Below are 15,625 nucleotides of genomic sequence, written 5' to 3' on the forward strand. Positions count from 1 at the left end.
CGACGCTACCACCCCTTGCCTGCTTGTCTGACAAACTGTTTAATTGAGGAGATTCGTGACCCGGACCACAACAGAGAAGGTGCCGACCATGACCGACAAGCTCGAATTGGATCCCGCGACCACCGCCGTCGTGCTCATCGAGTACCAGAACGACTTCACCACCGAGGGCGGTGTTCTTCACGAGGCCGTCGCACCAGTCATGGAATCGAACGGACTCCTCGCGAACACCGCCGCGCTGGTCGATGCGGCCCGTGCGGCGGGTGTCACCGTGATGCACGCACCGATCACCTTCGCCGAGGGGTACAACGAAATCACCTCGCATCCGTACGGAATCCTCAAGGGCGTCGTCGACGGAAAGGCCTTCGTGAAGGGTTCCTGGGGAGCTGCGATCGTCGACGACCTCACTCCGAAAGACGGCGACATCGTCATCGAGGGCAAGCGTGGACTCGACACTTTTGCCAGCACCAACCTCGATTTCATTCTGCGTAGCAAAGGAATTCGCACGATACTTCTCGGCGGTTTCCTGACCAACTGCTGCGTCGAATCGACCATGCGCACCGGATACGAGAACGGCTACCGGGTCATCACACTCACCGATTGTGTAGCCGGAACTTCGGTCGCCGAACACGAGAACGCGATCACCTACGACTACCCGATGTTCTCGCACCCCGTCACGTCGAAAGAGGTGCTCGGCGCGCTCTCCTGAGAGGACTACCTGGAATGCGCGAGAAGGAATTCACGGCTGACGTTGGTGACACTGGCGTGAACCTTCTCGTGCAGCAGGTCGTGACCGGCGTCCTCGAACTCGCGCATCTCGACGTTGCGCAGCGTCCGCGCCCAGTCCCGGACGGGATCGACCGGGGCGATCCGGTCGTCGGTACCGTGAACGACCAGGACTGGGATGCCCGCGTCGGAGAGTTCCGCCCACCCGTGTTGCTCGACCGCACTGCGCGGAATGCCGCACAGCACTGCGGAGGCAAAATCGTGATCGCGATGAGCCAGCATCGTCAGCGCCGTCACCGCACCCAAGGAATGGCCCATCACCGCCTGCGGGACTTCGGGCAGTTCCGCCAAAGCGATGTCAGCGAGCGCGGCTGCATCGGCAGCAAGATCGGAGAGCGGAGCCCCGACTCCCGGATCACCCTCTGACAAACCGTGCCCGGTGTGATCGATCGCCCACACGTCGATCCCCGACGCCGTCATTGCGCCCGCGAAGCGGTGATACTGGCCGCTGTGCTGGCCGAGACCGTGCAGAAAGACCAGTGACACCGTGGGCACCGCACCCCCTGCCGCCGGCCAATGCCGAAAGTGCACCTGACCGGTTCGTCCGTCGAAGAAAGGCATGATCGTCATTCTGCACGCCGCTACCGATATCCGCGGCTCGTGAGCGATTACTGGTGGGTTGCCTTGTCGGTGAGCGATGGCACAATCGCCCTGTGTTCCTACTCGATGATCAGATCGTCTACAGCGCCAGCGACCTCTCGGCTGCGGCCTCGTGCGAGTTCGCACTGCTGCGGCAACTCGACGCCCGAACCGGTCTGATCGCGGCCGAGGCCGCCGAGGCGGATCCGATGCTCGAACGGACGTCGAGCCTCGGCGACTCGCACGAGCGCGAACAGCTTCAGAAGTTCATCGATCAGCACGGAGACGGCGTCGTCGTCATGCCGCGACCGGAACACTCACGCGCAGGCCTGACCGCTGCCACGTTGGCCACCGTCGAGGCAGCACGATCGGGCGCGCCGGTCATTTATCAGGGAACCTTTTTCGACGGCCGATTCCTCGGGTTCTGCGATTTCCTCGTCCGCGAAGGCGACACCTACGCGGTCTACGACAGCAAGCTCTCCCGGCACGCCAAGGTGTCGGCACTTCTACAACTCGCCGCATACGCGGATGCGTTGGAGCGCAATGCAATTGCCGCCTCCGATCAAGTTCATCTACTGCTAGGCGACGGCAGCACGTCGTCGCACGACATCGGAGACATCGCGCCGGTATTCGCGGCACGTAGAGCTGAACTCGAACGAGTCCTCGACGAGCACCGCGCCGAGGGGAAACCGACACAGTGGCTCGACGATCGGTACCTGCGTTGTGGTCGATGCGACACCTGCAGCGTCGAGGTCGAAAGCCATCGAGACCTGCTGCTGGTTGCGGGTGTCCGCGGCAATCAGCGTGAACAGCTGATCGTCTCGGGGATCACGACAATTGACGAACTCGCCGCGAGCACCGGCCCAGTCGAGGGAATCCGCCGGGAAACACTCGACAAGCTCCGTGCACAGGCAGCGGTTCAACTACGCCAGGAACTGTCCGGCGACGCCGAATTCGAGGTCTACGAACCCTCGGCGCTCGGCGGACTCCCCATCCCCGACGACGGCGACATCTTCTTCGACTTCGAGGGCGATCCGCTCTGGGCCGAGGACGGGTCCACCGATTGGGGGTTGGAGTATCTGTTCGGTGTGGTCGAAGGGCCTGCGGACGACTACGTGTTCAAGCCGTTCTGGGCACACGATCGCGAGGGTGAGCGCCAGGCGCTCCTCGACTTCCTCGATTACGTCACCGCGCGTCGAGAAGCTCATCCAGGCATGCACATCTACCACTACGCCGCGTACGAGAAATCGGCGCTGTTGCGCTTGGCCGCACGTCACGGTGTCGGCGAGCAGACCGTGGACACCCTGCTCAGCGAGAACGTGCTCGTCGACCTGTACCCGATCGTCCGCGCGTGCCTGCGGATCGGACAACGCTCGTACAGCATCAAGAAACTCGAGCCGCTCTACATGGGTGAGCACGGCCGTGACGGTGACGTGACCAACGCCGCCGCCTCGGTCGTCGCCTATGCCGACTACTGCGAATTGCGCGACGGCGGACAAGCCGACCAGGCCCGGGAACTTCTTCAGGGCATCTCCGACTACAACGAGTACGACTGCGAATCCACTCTCCGCCTGCGCGATTGGCTCGCCGAGCGCGCCGCAGAACATGGTGTCGAACTTCGAGAGCCGACCGGACAGATCAAGATTCCACTCGAAGAACTCACCGAATCGGAAATCGCACTCCGCGACTTCGCCGGCCACAAGGCCGGTTCGACACGCACCCCCGATCAGCAGGCTGCTGCTCTATTGGCCGCAGCAGTCGGTTACCACAATCGCGAGCGGAAGCCGTACTGGTGGGCCCACTTCGACCGATTGGTCACACCGATCGAAGACCTCGTGGACATCCGCGACGTCATGGTGGTCGAGCAGTCCGAAATCGAAACGGACTGGCACAAGAGCACCGCGCGGCAGAAGAAGTTTCGTCGCCACATCCAGTTGACCGGAAGTTTCGGCACCGGAACGTCTTTGAGCCCGGGCAGTGATCTTTTCGCGCTCTACGCAACCCCCTCCCCCGATGCCGTTGCAAGCGAGAACCCCACCCAACGCGGCACCAGCAGCGTCAAGGTCACCGCCGTGGTCAAGTCCGAAGGGCTCGACGTGGTCACCGTGGAAGAACTGCTCGGCGGTGACGAATACCTCGATACCCCAGTCGCATTGGCACCTGGTCGTCCGATTCCCACGGGACGTATGGAGAAGTCGATCGCCGCTGCCGCATCCGACGCCAGCGAGAGCCTGCCCGAACTGCCACACATCGCGGCAGTCGACATTCTCCGGCGCAGCACCCCGAGAACCCTCTCGGGTTCACCGCTGCCACCTGTCGGCACCGACAACAACTACGCCGACGCCATCACCGCCGCACTTCTCGACCTCGATGATTCCTACGTGGCAGTACAGGGTCCCCCTGGTACGGGCAAGACCTACACGGGCGCTCGTGTCGTCAAGACACTGATCGAACAACATCAGTGGCGAATCGGCGTGGTGGCACAATCACATTCGGTGGTCGAGAACATGCTCGGCGGCATTCTGAAAGCCGGCGTGGACCCTGCACTGGTCGCGAAGAAGGGCAGCCGGAGCAAGACCGCAGAATGGCAGGACATCGCATCCGAAGAATATGCGGGATTCATCGCCGAGGCCGAAGGCGTCGGCTGTGTCATCGGCGGCACTGCGTGGGACTTCTCGAACACCGATCGTGTTCCAGCGGGCAGCTTGGACTTGCTCGTCGTGGACGAAGCAGGCCAATTCGCGCTGGCGAACACCATTGCCGTCGCGATTTCCGCGCGAAACCTGTTGCTGCTGGGCGATCCGCAGCAGTTGCCGCAGGTGAGCCAAGGTACTCACCCCGAACCGGTCGACGAATCGGCACTCGGTTGGCTCGCCGAGGGACACGGCGCACTGCCACCCGAATTCGGCTACTTCCTCGAGAAAACGTGGCGGATGCACCCGGATCTGTGTGCGCCCGTGTCCGCATTGTCGTACGAGGGCAAGCTGCATTCCCAGGAAACCGTGAGTGCGGCAAGAAAACTCGACGGACTCGCTGCCGGAGTACACACGGTGTTCGTCGATCACCGCGGCAATTCCACCTACTCCCCGGAAGAGTCCCAGGAAATCGTTCGCCAGATCCAGGGCCTTCTCGGTACGCCTTGGACCGACCCGAGCGAGTTCGAGGGAACCAGGCCGCTGGAGCAGTCGGACATTCTCGTGGTCGCGGCGTACAACGCCCAGGTGGGCACCGTCGAGCGCGATCTCACCGAGGCCGGTCTCACGGAGGTCGAGGTCGGGACCGTCGACAAGTTCCAGGGCCGCGAGGCTGCGGTGGCAATCGTGTCGATGGCCGCATCTGCCGTCGAGGACGTCCCGCGAGGGATGTCGTTCCTGCTGTCGCGAAACCGTCTCAATGTTGCTGTCTCACGCGGCAAGTGGTGCGCGATCATCGTTCGATCGCACGCGTTGACGCAGTACATGCCCAGTACGCCTGCGGGATTGGTCGAACTGGGTGCATTCATGAGGCTGACGAGCTAGCCGAAGCCTGTCTTACCTGAAGCACTGCCCTACCCGAAGCACTGCCCTTCGCCGCGATAGGTGGGAACCGAGGTTCGGGTGCCGTCGGCTTCGACCACGTACACGCGGTCGAAGCGCTCGCACAGCTCGCCGGCCTTGGCGTGACGGAACCACACGCGGTCGCCGATCGCGATGTTTCCGGCTTCCTTCCCGGTGACCGGCGTCTGGACTTCGCCGGCTCCTTCGTTGCGGAGCAGTTTGAGACCAGCGGGCCAGACCGGTGACGGAACGCGGGTGGCTCCGGCAGGTCCCGACGCGATGTATCCGCCGCCGAAAAGGGTCGTGACCGACGGCGTCGGTTTGCGCACGGCCGACAGCGCGAAGAACAGCGCCGGATCGGGACGGAAGGCACGGTAGCGGTCGAACAGGGTCGGTACGTACAGTCCGGAGCCTGCTGTTACCTCGGTCACCACAGGATCGGCCGAGCTGACCTCCAGCGACCCCGTACCGCCGCTGTTGACGATCTCGAGTGCACCCACGGCATCGGTGACGGCCGCGACCACAGCGCCCCTTCTGGACGCCAATTCGCGGGCAGAGGCCTTCTTGACCCAACCGATCGGAGCGCTGGTGTCCGGGAGGCCGGCGATCTGGGCTTCGTAGAACATCACTCCGACGACGGAGAATCCGCGTTGGCGCGCACGCGCCGCGAGTGCGGCGACCGCGGCAGGTTCGCGCAGCGGCGAGCGTCGTACGCCTAGATGAATCGGGCCGATCCGCAGTGACGCGTCGACGTCGAGACACACGCGGACAGGCGCATCCCCCGTCGACGCCGAACGAATGAGGTCCAACTGCGCATCGTCGTCGACCATCAAGGTGATCGATGCGAGAGCGGTGTCGTCGGCAGCGAGATCCGCGATGGCGCCACGATCGGCGGTCGGGTACCCCATCAGGATGTCCCGTGCGCCGAGCCCGACCAGCCACAGAGCCTCGCGCAGTGAGAACGCCATGATTCCGCGGAATCCGCCGGACGCGGTCAGTGTGTCGCCGAGAGTTTCAGCCAGAACCGTCCGACAACGAACCGATTTGCTCGCCACTCGCACCGGGGTTCCACCGGCGCGGCGCACCAGGTCGGCTGCATTACTGCGCAGTGTGGTCAGATCCAGAGCAGCCAGAGGCGGGTCGAGTTCTCGCGTGGCAGCAGTGAGTCGATCAAGGGTCCTGGTCACAGATGATCCAATCGTCGCGGCGTGCGACCAGTCAATCACCAATCCTGGACGTATGTCCAGGATGGCGGTTCTACTGAGGCGCGACCACGGCTTTGTTGGCGATTACCTGAACCATTTCTCCGAACTCGGCAATAGTCGCGTCGGAGTCACGATCGACCAGCCATCGCAGAACAAGGCCGTCGATCATTGCAAGACTCAGTCGCGCAATCGAACTCAACGGCTCCGTCCACACCGTGCCCGATATCTTGGCGCACTCTTCGAGAAACGACACCGCGAGCTCATCCATGATTCGGTACTGCTCAAATGCAACCGCCCCAGCACGTTCGGCTCCGAGATTGCGACTACGCAGTGCTTGCGCGGTAATTTCGTAGGTCAACAACTGGCGATCCGGGGTTGCCTCGATGGTCGGCCACATTCCGGTCAGGCCGATGTGCAGCAATTCCCTGAGCCCCTGCACGCCACTGAGATCCGGCGCATGGCGGACCTGCGCGAACGCATACTGCATCGACGCACTGAGCTGCAGAATGAGCGTTTCACCCATTGCCGCGATCAGCGCTTCCTTGCTCTCGAAGCAGTAATGAACGACGCCGAGCGATACCCCGGCCTCCTCTGCCACCGCCCTTACCGTCACAGAACTGACACCGCGCTGTTCCGCAATAGACAAGGCGGACTCGACCAATTGTGTGCGGCGTTCGTCCGCCGGGAGCCTGTTCAGCATCCAATGATCGTAGAACGCAAATGACAAAATCTTCGCGCAATACTTGCCTGGACGACCGTCCAAGTACATTATTGCGTAATGGCTTCGGACACTTGGCAGAACTGGGCGGGCACTCAAAGCGCCGCGCCGCGTCGCTTTGCGACGCCGACAAATACCCGTGAACTTTCGTCGTTGGTCGCCGAGGCCGCCTCGCGTGGCCAACGTGTGAAGGCCGTCGGCGCCGGCCACTCGTTCACCGGTGTCGCGGTCACTGACGGTGTCCTCGTCAGCCTGGACAACTTGAGCGGAATCGACTCGATCACACCGACCGACGACGGTGCGCTGGTCACTGTTTTTGCAGGCACTCGCCTTCATGCTCTCAACGACGCCTTGTGGCAACGCGGATATGCGATGGCAAATCTCGGTGACATCGACGTCCAGTCACTGGCCGGCGCGACGTCCACCGGCACGCACGGCACCGGCGCACGATTCGGCGGCATCGCCACACAGATTCGCGGAATCGAGGTCGTTCTCGCCGACGGATCCGTCGTTTCCGCAAGCGCCGACGAAAACGTCGAGTTGTTCGAAGCGGGCCGCCTCGGGTTGGGCGCAATCGGCATCATTTCGAAGATCACTCTCGCCTGCGTTCCGCGATTCACACTTCGCGCAATCGAGGAACCCGACACGCTGTCTCACATACTGGACATCCTCGAGAGCGATCGTCTGGGCCTGGATCACTTCGAGTTCTATTGGTTCCCGCACACCGATCGTGTCCTGACGAAGAGCAATACGCGACTCCCCGGAGATACCGAACCCGATCCGGTGGGCAAGGTCCGCGCGTTCGTCGACGACGAACTCCTCTCGAACACACTCTTCGAAGGTGTCAACCGCGTTGCCACCCTGGCACCGGCCGCGATCCCGAGAATCAACAACGTGTCGTCCCGATTGCTCGGCGCCCGCGAGTTCACCGATCGCAGCTACCGGGTATTCGCGTCTTCGCGCCGGGTGAAGTTCAAGGAGATGGAATACGCGATTCCCCGCGAACACGTCACCGAGACACTTCACGAAATCGATCGCTGGATGAAGAAGTCCGGAACCAACGTCGCTTTCCCCGTCGAAGTACGTTTTGCTGCCGCCGACGACCTCTGGCTCTCCACTGCTCACGGACGCGACACCGCATACATCGCGGTACACCAGTACCACCGCCGACCCGAAACGGAGTACTTCGCCGCGGTGGAAGCCATCGCGCGCGCCGTCGACGGCCGGCCGCATTGGGGAAAAATGCACAACCGGACCGTCGACGACCTGCGTCCGACGTACGACCGACTCGACGACTTTGTCGCCGTTCGAGACAAGTACGACGCGAATCGTGTGTTCGACAACGAATACTTGCGTCAGGTGCTCGGCGACTGACGGTCAGTGCCGCAGTAGTTCCGCTTTTCGCGCATCGCTCGCAAACGAGGCCTTGATCGAGTTCCGGGCGAGGGTGTCTCGCTCGGCCTCCGTCAGACCCAGGGCTCGGCCCAGTTCGGTGAAATTGTCGTCGACATATCCCCCGAAGTAGGCCGGGTCGTCGGAGTTGACCGTGACGATCAAACCCATCTCGAGCATCGATCGAAGCGGATGATCCGACAGCGAATCGAACACCCGCAGACGAACGTTCGACAACGGGCAGACCGTCAGTGGAATCTCCTCGTCGACCAGACGCTCGATCAGGGCAGGATCCTCGAGTGCCCGGACTCCGTGGTCGATCCGCTCGGCGCCGAGAATGTCGAGCGCCTGCCAGATGTACTCGGGCGGTCCCTCTTCACCGGCGTGAGCCACAACGTGCAAACCCTCGGCACGCGCGCGGGCGAACACGTCCTCGAACAGTGACGGCGGGTTGCCGACCTCCGCGGAGTCGAGTCCGAGCCCGACGATCGGAGCCTGCAGGCGAATTATCTCGGAGAAGATCTCCTCGGCGTCCTTGACGGGCTGATCTCGGAGGATGGCGGCGATTGCCGCGCTGCTGAGCCCGAACTCGCGCTCACTCGATGCCACCGCATCCATGATCCCGTCCAGGACCTCGGTCAGCGGAACACCACGGACCACGTGCGCCTGTGGATTGAAGAAGAACTCGGCATGCGCGACGCCGGCGGCAGCCGCGCGGCGGAAGTACGCTCGCGTCAGGTCGGCAAAATCCTCCGCGGTGCGCAGGACGGCCATGTTGGCGAAGTAGAGATCGAGGAACGACTGCAGATCGGTGAACTCGTACCTCGACTTCAGATCGTCGATGTCCTTGTACGGCAAGTCCATTCGATTGCGCTCGGCAAGTCGGTAAATCTGTTCGGGTTCCAGAGAACCCTCGATGTGCATGTGCAGCTCTGCGACAGGTGTAGCCATGTCGGTGTTACCGCCCCTTCCAGACCGGGGCGCGCTTCTCGGCGAACGCCGTCGCGCCCTCGCGTGCATCTTCGGACGCGAACACCGGCGCCATGACCTGCAACTGCTTCGCGAAAGCTTCGTCGTCGGACCAACCGCCGGCCTTGACGATGATCTCCTTGGTGACCGCAACCGCGAGCGGTCCGTTGCGGGTGATGCGATCAGCCAGCTCCAGCGCGCCTTCGAGCGCCTTACCTGGCTCGGTCAACGTGTTCACGAAGCCGTAGCGGTAGGCCTCCTCGGCTGTGAAACTGTCACCGGTCAGGGCCAGTTCCAATGCCTTCTGGTACGGAATCCGCTTGGGCAGGCGCAACAATCCGCCTCCACCTGCGACCAGCCCTCGCTTGACCTCCGGGATACCGAACTTCGCTTCGGACGACGCGACCACCAGGTCGGTGGCAAGCACGAGTTCCGTGCCGCCTGCCAACGCGAAGCCCTCGACCGCCGAAATGATCGGCTTACGCGGCGGCCCTTCCGTGAATCCGAGACCGCGTCCCGGCACGAGTACGTTCTCGCCGGCCACGAATGCCTTCAGATCCATACCGGCACAGAAGTTTCCGCCGGCTCCTGTCAGCACCGCCAAGGACAGATCGTCGTCCGCATCGAGCTCTTCGACCGCAGCGGCCAATGCGTGACTGACCGCCGAGTTGATGGCGTTACGCGCCTCGGGCCGGTTGATGGTGATGATCAGTGTCCGCCCGCGCCGCTCGGTGAGAACCTCGTCCGCCATGATGTCCCTCTCGTTTGTCGACCACGCTCGCGTGACTACGCGACGTTGCGTTCGACAATACGGACGAAGCCATCGGGGTCGATCTGCGCGGTGTCGTGAGTGCAGAACCACCCCTGGGTGAACCTCGTCGAGGTCGCTTGCGGCGAGTTCCAATACCGACGCGTGACACTCGGTCCACGGCACAGCAACTCACCGAAACCACCTGGAGCATCCGGGCCGTACAACGCCACTTCCATTCCACCGAAAGCGATTCCGACGCTTCCGAGGTGGGTGGGTGCCGACTCGGTTGGCAGAATGAGACCAGCCCCACAGGTCTCGGTTTTGCCCCACCCGATCACATGCCGAGCGGCCGGGAACAGGGTCAGCAGCTTGGATTCCTGTTCGGCCGTGATCGGCGACCCGCTGCAATCGATCCACTGAACCGACCTCGAACCGGCACGCGCCGCCGGCCCAAGGGTGAGCAACCGTGGCTCGAGCAGGTCCTCGGGCCGCCCGGTCACGATGTCGACGGTATGCACACTCTCACGCCAGAAGTCGCCGGCGAGGACCACCGTTCCACCGACCACCAACGTCGCGAGCACGTGCACGAATTGCCGTACCGACTTGAAGTCATTGTCCACCAACAGATTGCGCACACCTTCGACGCCGTAATCGCGCGAGTGCAGAATGCCGACGATGGCGGAGAGCACGTTCTCGTTGCTCAACTCGACGCCCAGCATTTCACCCGAAGAATCGGCGGTGTACGCGAGGATCGCCATCTCCTCCGGGGCGGCACCGTCGTCGATGAACGGAACACCGTGTGGGAGTTCCCCGTCGAGCACCAACACCGAGCCACTGTCCGCGATGACGAAGTCCGCCGCGTCGTCGCTCAGATGAACACCCACGGAGACTGGAACACCGCCGGCGAGAATGACGCCGAGGCACGCCTCCATCCACCTCACCCCGGCGGCGACACGAATGGCCACACGGTCACCGATCTCGACGCCTCGCGACTTCAGCCCGCCTGCGACCCGCGACGCCTCGGCCCACAACTCCGCGAAGGTGACCTGCTCGCCGTCGACCTCCTCCACCGCGATGCGTGAGGAGAATCGATGAACGGCGATATCGAGGAGTTCGGACAGCGACGGGTCGAGTTGGCTGTACCGAAGCACCCCGTCACCCGCACGGGTGACACGGGCGTCGGCGAGGAGCTGAGTCGAACACGGGTATTCCACAAGCGTCGACCGCATCGATACCTCCACGTCACTGACAACCCACCGGCCATTCGACTATATGACGTGGATCACAGTTCGTGGAGGTCTCTGGCGATAATCGTCGCAAACTTACTTTCCGGAGTAGACCGCTTTGCCCGGTCCGACCTCGAGGAAACTGCGGACAGCGCCGCGTAGGTCATCGGTGGCGAACAGCGCACCGGACACCCCGGGAGTCACCGAATCAGCGTGGGCGATCCCGCCGGAACGCCAGGCCGCCACGATCTGCTTGGTGGCGTCGTGGGCTCGCGTGGGCCCGTCCGCCAACCGGGCCGCCAGGGCACGCGCCGCAGCATCGACATCGTCGTGAACGGCATTGACGACGCCCCACGAGTGCAGAGTTGCGGCGTCGTAGAGATCGCCGGTCATGACCAACTCCCGAGCCCGTCCGGAACCGGCGCGCTCGGCCAAACGCTGCGGTCCACCCATGGACGGCGTCAGACCGACCACTGTCTCGACCAGTCCGAACTTCGCCTTCGGCGCCGCGAGGATGATGTCGCAGGCCAAGGAGATCTCGAAGGCAGCAGTCAGCGTCAGCCCGTGCGCCGCGTAGATGACCGGGCACGGCAACGCCTCGAGCGGATGGCAGATCTGGGCGAACAGTTCGCGCCACAATTCCGCTCCCTGCTCCGGGTTCAGTCCGTCGAACACATGGACGTCGACGCCGGCCGAGTTGACCTTGCCCTCGGCGCGCAGAAGCACAGCGCGCGGTGGGTTTTCGGTCAGCGCTGCAACATCGGCGATGACGGCGTCGAACATGGCCTGATCGAACAGATTGAGTGGTCCGTGCGCGAACGTCAGGACAGCCACCTCGGCACCACCATCGGTGGTGAAGCGCTCGAGACGGGTGGGATGCGATTCGGGAGCAGTCATGCCGCCACACTGCCACATCGAACCGGCCTACGATCGTCGGGTGGACGGTCTGAGAAATGCACTCGCGGACGTTGTGGGACACCGGTTCGTCGTCGACGACGCCGACGTGTTGGCGACCCGTTCCACCGACCAGACAGGGCGCTACAGCGGGCGCGCCAGCGCTCTGGTCCGACCCGGAAATACCGCCGAAGTCTCGGCAGTGCTGAACGTGTGCCGCTCGCGCGGCGTACCGGTCACCGTTCAGGGCGGGCGAACCGGTCTGGTCGCCGGGACGGTGCCCGAGCACGACGACGTCCTGCTCTCCACCGAACGCCTCGAGGCGATCGGCGAAGTCGATGTTGCCGCCGGTCGGATCACCGTCGGTGCGGGAGCGACACTCGCGCAGGTACATTCGGCGGCCGCCGCCGCCCGCCTGAAATTCGGGGTGGACATAGCTTCTCGGGATACAGCGACGATCGGCGGCATGGTCTCCACCAATGCCGGTGGGCTGCACACGGTTCGATACGGGAACATGGCCGAACAGGTGCTCGGCCTCGAGGTGGTGCTCCCCGACGGGACCACGGTGCGCCGGTCACCGAAAGTGTTGTCCGACAATTCCGGATACAACCTGCCCGCACTGTGGGTGGGCAGCGAGGGAACTCTAGGGGTGGTCACTTCCGTCGACCTGAAATTACGGAAGATACCGACTCACCGCGTCACATCGCTGACCGGTTTCGACACACTCCAAGACGTCGTCGAGGCGGGGCGAGTGTTGCGCACTCTCGACGGCGTCGACGCACTGGAGTTGTTGGACGGGCGCGGTCTCGAACTGGCCGCCCACCATTTGAACGCCGCGGTTCCGACGGGGCGACCGTGGTACCTCCTCGCCGAGGTGTCCGCGGCCCACGATCCGCTGGAAGACCTGGCCGAGCTGCTCGAACGCATCGACCCACCGCAGACCCCGGCCGTGGCGGTCGACGATCCCGGCTCGACGCGTTTGTGGGCGGCGCGGGAGTGTTTCGCCGAAGTGGTCGGACTGTTCGGCCCCCCACTGAAATTCGACGCGGCGCTGCCGCTGGACTCGCTTGCCACCTTCGCCGAGGACGCCGCGGCGGTGATCGCGAGTCGTGCCCCCGCGGCAATTCCGATCCTCTTCGGACACGTCGCCGAGGGAAATATCCACCTCAACGTCCTGAACTGCCCGAACGCCGACACCGTGTACCGCAGCGTCCTCGAACTGGTTCGCGATCACGGCGGAAACGTCAGTTCCGAACACGGGGTGGGCTCGCTCAAACGCAACTATCTGAACCTGGCCCTCTCTGCGGAGGACATAGCCACGATGTGGGCGATCAAGCGAGCCCTGGACCCGAGCGACTATCTCAATCGTGCAGTGATGTTTCCCGACGCGCTTCGGCACTGACGGCCATCGCGTCGTCGTGTGCGTCGCCGCGCAGAGGCCGAGCGAAGCACACCGAAGCGACGAAGCCGATGAGCAGCACGCCGGCGGGCAGCCAGATCGACTCCGACATCGCCGTGCTGAACGGTTCACGGACGAACTCGGGTAGGTGACCCACTCCGGCTTCGGAACTGCCGCCGGTCAGACCCTGAGCCGCCAATCGTGCGGTGATCAGTGCTCCGATCGCGGCACTGCCGAGAACCGCACCCACCTGCCGGGTGGTGTTGTAGACGCCGGCGCCGGCGCCGGCCTGCATCGGAGGCAGGTTGTGTGTGGCGGTGGCCGCGAGCGGCGACCAGATGCATGCGTTGGCGAAGCCGATCAGGCCGATCGGCAGGAGCAGTTCCCAGATCGCGACGTCGGGAGACATCACCAATGCCAGCCAGCCCAGGGCGATCGCGAACAGCAGGAAGCCGGTGCCCGCAATGTAGCGCGGATGCGTCTTGTCGACGAGCTTGCCGATGATCGGCGCAAAAATGCCGGTCAGCACGGCCATCGGAACGAGGAGGAGCGCCGACTGCGTCGGGGAGAGTCCGCGAACTGCCTGGGTGTAGAACATCAGCGGAAGGACCATCGACGTGATCGCGAAGCCCATCGCGGTGATGGCGACGTTGGCGAGCGAGAAGTTGCGGTCCTTGAAGAGTTCGAGTGGGAGCAAGGGCTCGTTCTTGTTGCGTGACTGGTAGAACACGAACACCGCGAGCAACACCACACCGGCGCCGATCAGGCTCCAGACGAATCCGTTCCAGTCGTACGAACTGCCTTCCTGGATTCCGAACACGAGCAGGAACATGCCTGCGGCGCTGAGAATCACGCCGGGGATGTCGAACTTGTGCTCGCTGGTCGGCAACGACGGAACAAGCTTCCACGCGAGGAGGAATGCGATGACACCGACCGGGACGTTGACGATGAAGATCCATTCCCAGCCGAGATTGTCGACCAACACACCACCGGCAAGCGGACCGACCAGCGTCGCAACACCGGCAACCGCGCCCCACAGGCCCATTGCGGCGCCACGCTTGTTCGGCGCGAACGTGCGTGTGATGACGGCCATCGTCTGAGGCGTCATCATTGCGGCGCCCAGACCCTGGAAAGCTCTTGCCAAGATGAGCATCTCGACGCTGCCGGACAGACCACACCACAGTGAAGCGCCGGTGAACAGTACGAGGCCGATCATGTACAGGTTCTTCGGTCCGAACCTGTCACCGAGCCGGCCGGTGACGAGCAGCGGCACCGCGTACGCCAGCAGGTACGCGCTGGTGACCCAGACGACCTTGTTGATGTCGGTGCCGAGGTCCTCCATGATCGCAGGGTTGGCGACAGCGACGATGGTGCTGTCCACCAGAATCATGAAGAACCCGATACACAGCGCCCACAGCGCGTGCCAGGGATTGACCTGCTTTTCCATCTTCAGTCCTTAGGTAGTGCGGACGAGCCTGCGGAGCCGGCCAGCCGGTCGAGAAGTTCTTGTGAGAGCCAGGGCATTTCGCCGCTCTCGATGTCTGTCACCAACGCGCCGATCCACTCTCTTTCGGCGACGGTCAGTGCGTGGGCGTAGTCCGCGCCCACCGTGAAGATTCGTGGTTTTTCCGCCGCCTTCAGCGCTTCGTAGTCGGCCTCGAATTTCGCGATCGTCTTGTCGAGGTGCGCGAGACGAATTCGAAGCATCTGACACGCGGTGGACGCGGAGAGGTTGTGCATTTCGGCGAGCGCGAGCGGCAACCGCGGATACTCCCGCACCGGAACCGCCAACATCTCACGTAGTTGATGCTCGAGGGCCTCACGGCCCCGGGCGGTGATCTCGTACGTCGTCCGTTCGGGCCGGTTGCCCTCACGATCGGTCCCGATCGAAGCCAGAAGTTCCTGCTTCTCCAACCGGGAAACCGTGTGATAGAGCGATCCCGGCTTGATCTTCACCAACTGATCGCCCCGGCGAACCGAGGCCAGTTGATACATCTCGTACGGATGCATCGAACGCTCGGACAGCAGGCCCAGAACGGTGATTCCCAGAGGCGTCAAAGACACGTCACCCATGAGTCCCCCTCCCTGACAAGCCGCAATTGACTATTTCTTGACTATTCCACCTGAAATAGTCCACATGGAATATACGACCTCTGTCCATCTCGATCAACCC

13 protein-coding genes are annotated in these 15,625 nt (G+C 63.3%); 4 read left to right on the forward strand and 9 right to left on the reverse strand.

Annotated features, from left to right (window positions below):
- Positions 1 to 88: 88 nt before the first annotated feature.
- Positions 89 to 706 carry a cysteine hydrolase family protein gene (locus M1L53_RS27345; protein ID WP_030536921.1) on the forward strand — a complete coding sequence of 206 codons (618 nt, stop codon included), beginning with the start codon at positions 89 to 91 and terminating at the stop codon, positions 704 to 706.
- A gap of 5 nt (positions 707 to 711) precedes the next feature.
- Here M1L53_RS27345 and M1L53_RS27350 read toward each other — a convergent pair whose 3' ends face one another.
- Complete coding sequence (locus M1L53_RS27350) at positions 712 to 1,353, reverse strand: alpha/beta hydrolase (RefSeq protein WP_003945142.1); 642 nt, start codon at positions 1,351 to 1,353, stop codon at positions 712 to 714.
- A gap of 83 nt (positions 1,354 to 1,436) precedes the next feature.
- On the opposite strand from M1L53_RS27350, the gene M1L53_RS27355 reads away from it, so the two are divergent.
- Positions 1,437 to 4,880, forward strand: a complete 3,444-nt coding sequence (locus tag M1L53_RS27355) for a bifunctional RecB family nuclease/DEAD/DEAH box helicase (protein ID WP_030536922.1) — start codon at positions 1,437 to 1,439, stop codon at positions 4,878 to 4,880.
- A 29-nt stretch (positions 4,881 to 4,909) separates the two neighbouring features.
- Here M1L53_RS27355 and M1L53_RS27360 read toward each other — a convergent pair whose 3' ends face one another.
- Positions 4,910 to 6,085: an amino acid deaminase/aldolase gene (locus M1L53_RS27360; protein ID WP_030536923.1), complete on the reverse strand. Its 1,176-nt coding sequence runs from the start codon at positions 6,083 to 6,085 to the stop codon at positions 4,910 to 4,912.
- A gap of 70 nt (positions 6,086 to 6,155) precedes the next feature.
- On the reverse strand, positions 6,156 to 6,803 hold the full coding sequence (locus tag M1L53_RS27365) for a TetR/AcrR family transcriptional regulator (protein WP_020908434.1): 648 nt from the start codon (positions 6,801 to 6,803) through the stop codon (positions 6,156 to 6,158).
- A 78-nt stretch (positions 6,804 to 6,881) separates the two neighbouring features.
- Here M1L53_RS27365 and M1L53_RS27370 point away from each other — a divergent pair, with 78 nt between their 5' ends.
- Entirely contained in the window at positions 6,882 to 8,195 is a 1,314-nt protein-coding gene (locus tag M1L53_RS27370) for a D-arabinono-1,4-lactone oxidase (protein ID WP_054187347.1), read from the forward strand.
- Between the two features lie 3 nt (positions 8,196 to 8,198).
- Here the strand turns inward: M1L53_RS27370 and M1L53_RS27375 are convergent, their stop codons facing one another.
- The 4 genes from M1L53_RS27375 to M1L53_RS27390 form a co-directional block, all read right to left on the reverse strand.
- Positions 8,199 to 9,164 carry an adenosine deaminase gene (locus M1L53_RS27375; protein ID WP_003945144.1) on the reverse strand — a complete coding sequence of 322 codons (966 nt, stop codon included), beginning with the start codon at positions 9,162 to 9,164 and terminating at the stop codon, positions 8,199 to 8,201.
- Positions 9,165 to 9,171: 7 nt separating this feature from the next.
- Positions 9,172 to 9,933 (reverse strand): crotonase/enoyl-CoA hydratase family protein, encoded by a 762-nt coding sequence (locus M1L53_RS27380; RefSeq protein WP_003945127.1) that lies wholly within the window; start codon positions 9,931 to 9,933, stop codon positions 9,172 to 9,174.
- 35 nt (positions 9,934 to 9,968) lie between these two features.
- Positions 9,969 to 11,162 carry a class I adenylate-forming enzyme family protein gene (locus tag M1L53_RS27385; protein ID WP_030536925.1) on the reverse strand — a complete coding sequence of 398 codons (1,194 nt, stop codon included), beginning with the start codon at positions 11,160 to 11,162 and terminating at the stop codon, positions 9,969 to 9,971.
- A 93-nt stretch (positions 11,163 to 11,255) separates the two neighbouring features.
- On the reverse strand, positions 11,256 to 12,056 hold the full coding sequence (locus M1L53_RS27390; protein ID WP_007736151.1) for an enoyl-CoA hydratase/isomerase family protein: 801 nt from the start codon (positions 12,054 to 12,056) through the stop codon (positions 11,256 to 11,258).
- On the opposite strand from M1L53_RS27390, the gene M1L53_RS27395 reads away from it, so the two are divergent.
- Positions 12,055 to 13,455 carry an FAD-binding oxidoreductase gene (locus M1L53_RS27395; protein WP_051720874.1) on the forward strand — a complete coding sequence of 467 codons (1,401 nt, stop codon included), beginning with the start codon at positions 12,055 to 12,057 and terminating at the stop codon, positions 13,453 to 13,455. The two genes, M1L53_RS27390 and M1L53_RS27395, sit on opposite strands and share 2 nt — an antisense overlap.
- Here the strand turns inward: M1L53_RS27395 and M1L53_RS27400 are convergent.
- Both M1L53_RS27400 and M1L53_RS27405 read right to left on the reverse strand, forming a co-directional pair.
- A complete protein-coding gene (locus M1L53_RS27400) occupies positions 13,415 to 14,899 on the reverse strand; it encodes a DHA2 family efflux MFS transporter permease subunit (RefSeq protein ID WP_054187348.1) in 1,485 nt (494 codons plus the stop codon). The two genes, M1L53_RS27395 and M1L53_RS27400, sit on opposite strands and share 41 nt — an antisense overlap.
- Positions 14,900 to 14,901: 2 nt before the next feature.
- The gene (locus tag M1L53_RS27405; protein ID WP_007736146.1) at positions 14,902 to 15,525 is read right to left on the reverse strand and encodes a PadR family transcriptional regulator; all 624 of its coding nucleotides are present in this window, start codon (positions 15,523 to 15,525) and stop codon (positions 14,902 to 14,904) included.
- Positions 15,526 to 15,625: the final 100 nt, after the last annotated feature.

This window comes from Rhodococcus sp. T9N, assembly GCF_024436645.1.
Lineage (GTDB): Bacteria > Actinomycetota > Actinomycetes > Mycobacteriales > Mycobacteriaceae > Rhodococcus_F > Rhodococcus_F qingshengii.

What these genes read in the sequence shown, in the direction of transcription:
- M1L53_RS27345 (WP_030536921.1), top strand. Translation starts at nt 89, where the DNA reads ATGACCGACAAGCTCGAATTGGATCCCGCGACCACCGCCGTCGTGCTC.
- M1L53_RS27350 (WP_003945142.1), bottom strand. Translation starts at nt 1,353, where the DNA reads ATGACGATCATGCCTTTCTTCGACGGACGAACCGGTCAGGTGCACTTT.
- M1L53_RS27365 (WP_020908434.1), bottom strand. Translation starts at nt 6,803, where the DNA reads ATGCTGAACAGGCTCCCGGCGGACGAACGCCGCACACAATTGGTCGAG.
- M1L53_RS27370 (WP_054187347.1), top strand. Translation starts at nt 6,882, where the DNA reads ATGGCTTCGGACACTTGGCAGAACTGGGCGGGCACTCAAAGCGCCGCG.
- M1L53_RS27375 (WP_003945144.1), bottom strand. Translation starts at nt 9,164, where the DNA reads ATGGCTACACCTGTCGCAGAGCTGCACATGCACATCGAGGGTTCTCTG.
- M1L53_RS27380 (WP_003945127.1), bottom strand. Translation starts at nt 9,933, where the DNA reads ATGGCGGACGAGGTTCTCACCGAGCGGCGCGGGCGGACACTGATCATC.
- M1L53_RS27385 (WP_030536925.1), bottom strand. Translation starts at nt 11,162, where the DNA reads ATGCGGTCGACGCTTGTGGAATACCCGTGTTCGACTCAGCTCCTCGCC.
- M1L53_RS27395 (WP_051720874.1), top strand. Translation starts at nt 12,055, where the DNA reads ATGCCGCCACACTGCCACATCGAACCGGCCTACGATCGTCGGGTGGAC.
- M1L53_RS27390 (WP_007736151.1), bottom strand. Translation starts at nt 12,056, where the DNA reads ATGACTGCTCCCGAATCGCATCCCACCCGTCTCGAGCGCTTCACCACC.
- M1L53_RS27400 (WP_054187348.1), bottom strand. Translation starts at nt 14,899, where the DNA reads ATGGAAAAGCAGGTCAATCCCTGGCACGCGCTGTGGGCGCTGTGTATC.
- M1L53_RS27405 (WP_007736146.1), bottom strand. Translation starts at nt 15,525, where the DNA reads ATGGGTGACGTGTCTTTGACGCCTCTGGGAATCACCGTTCTGGGCCTG.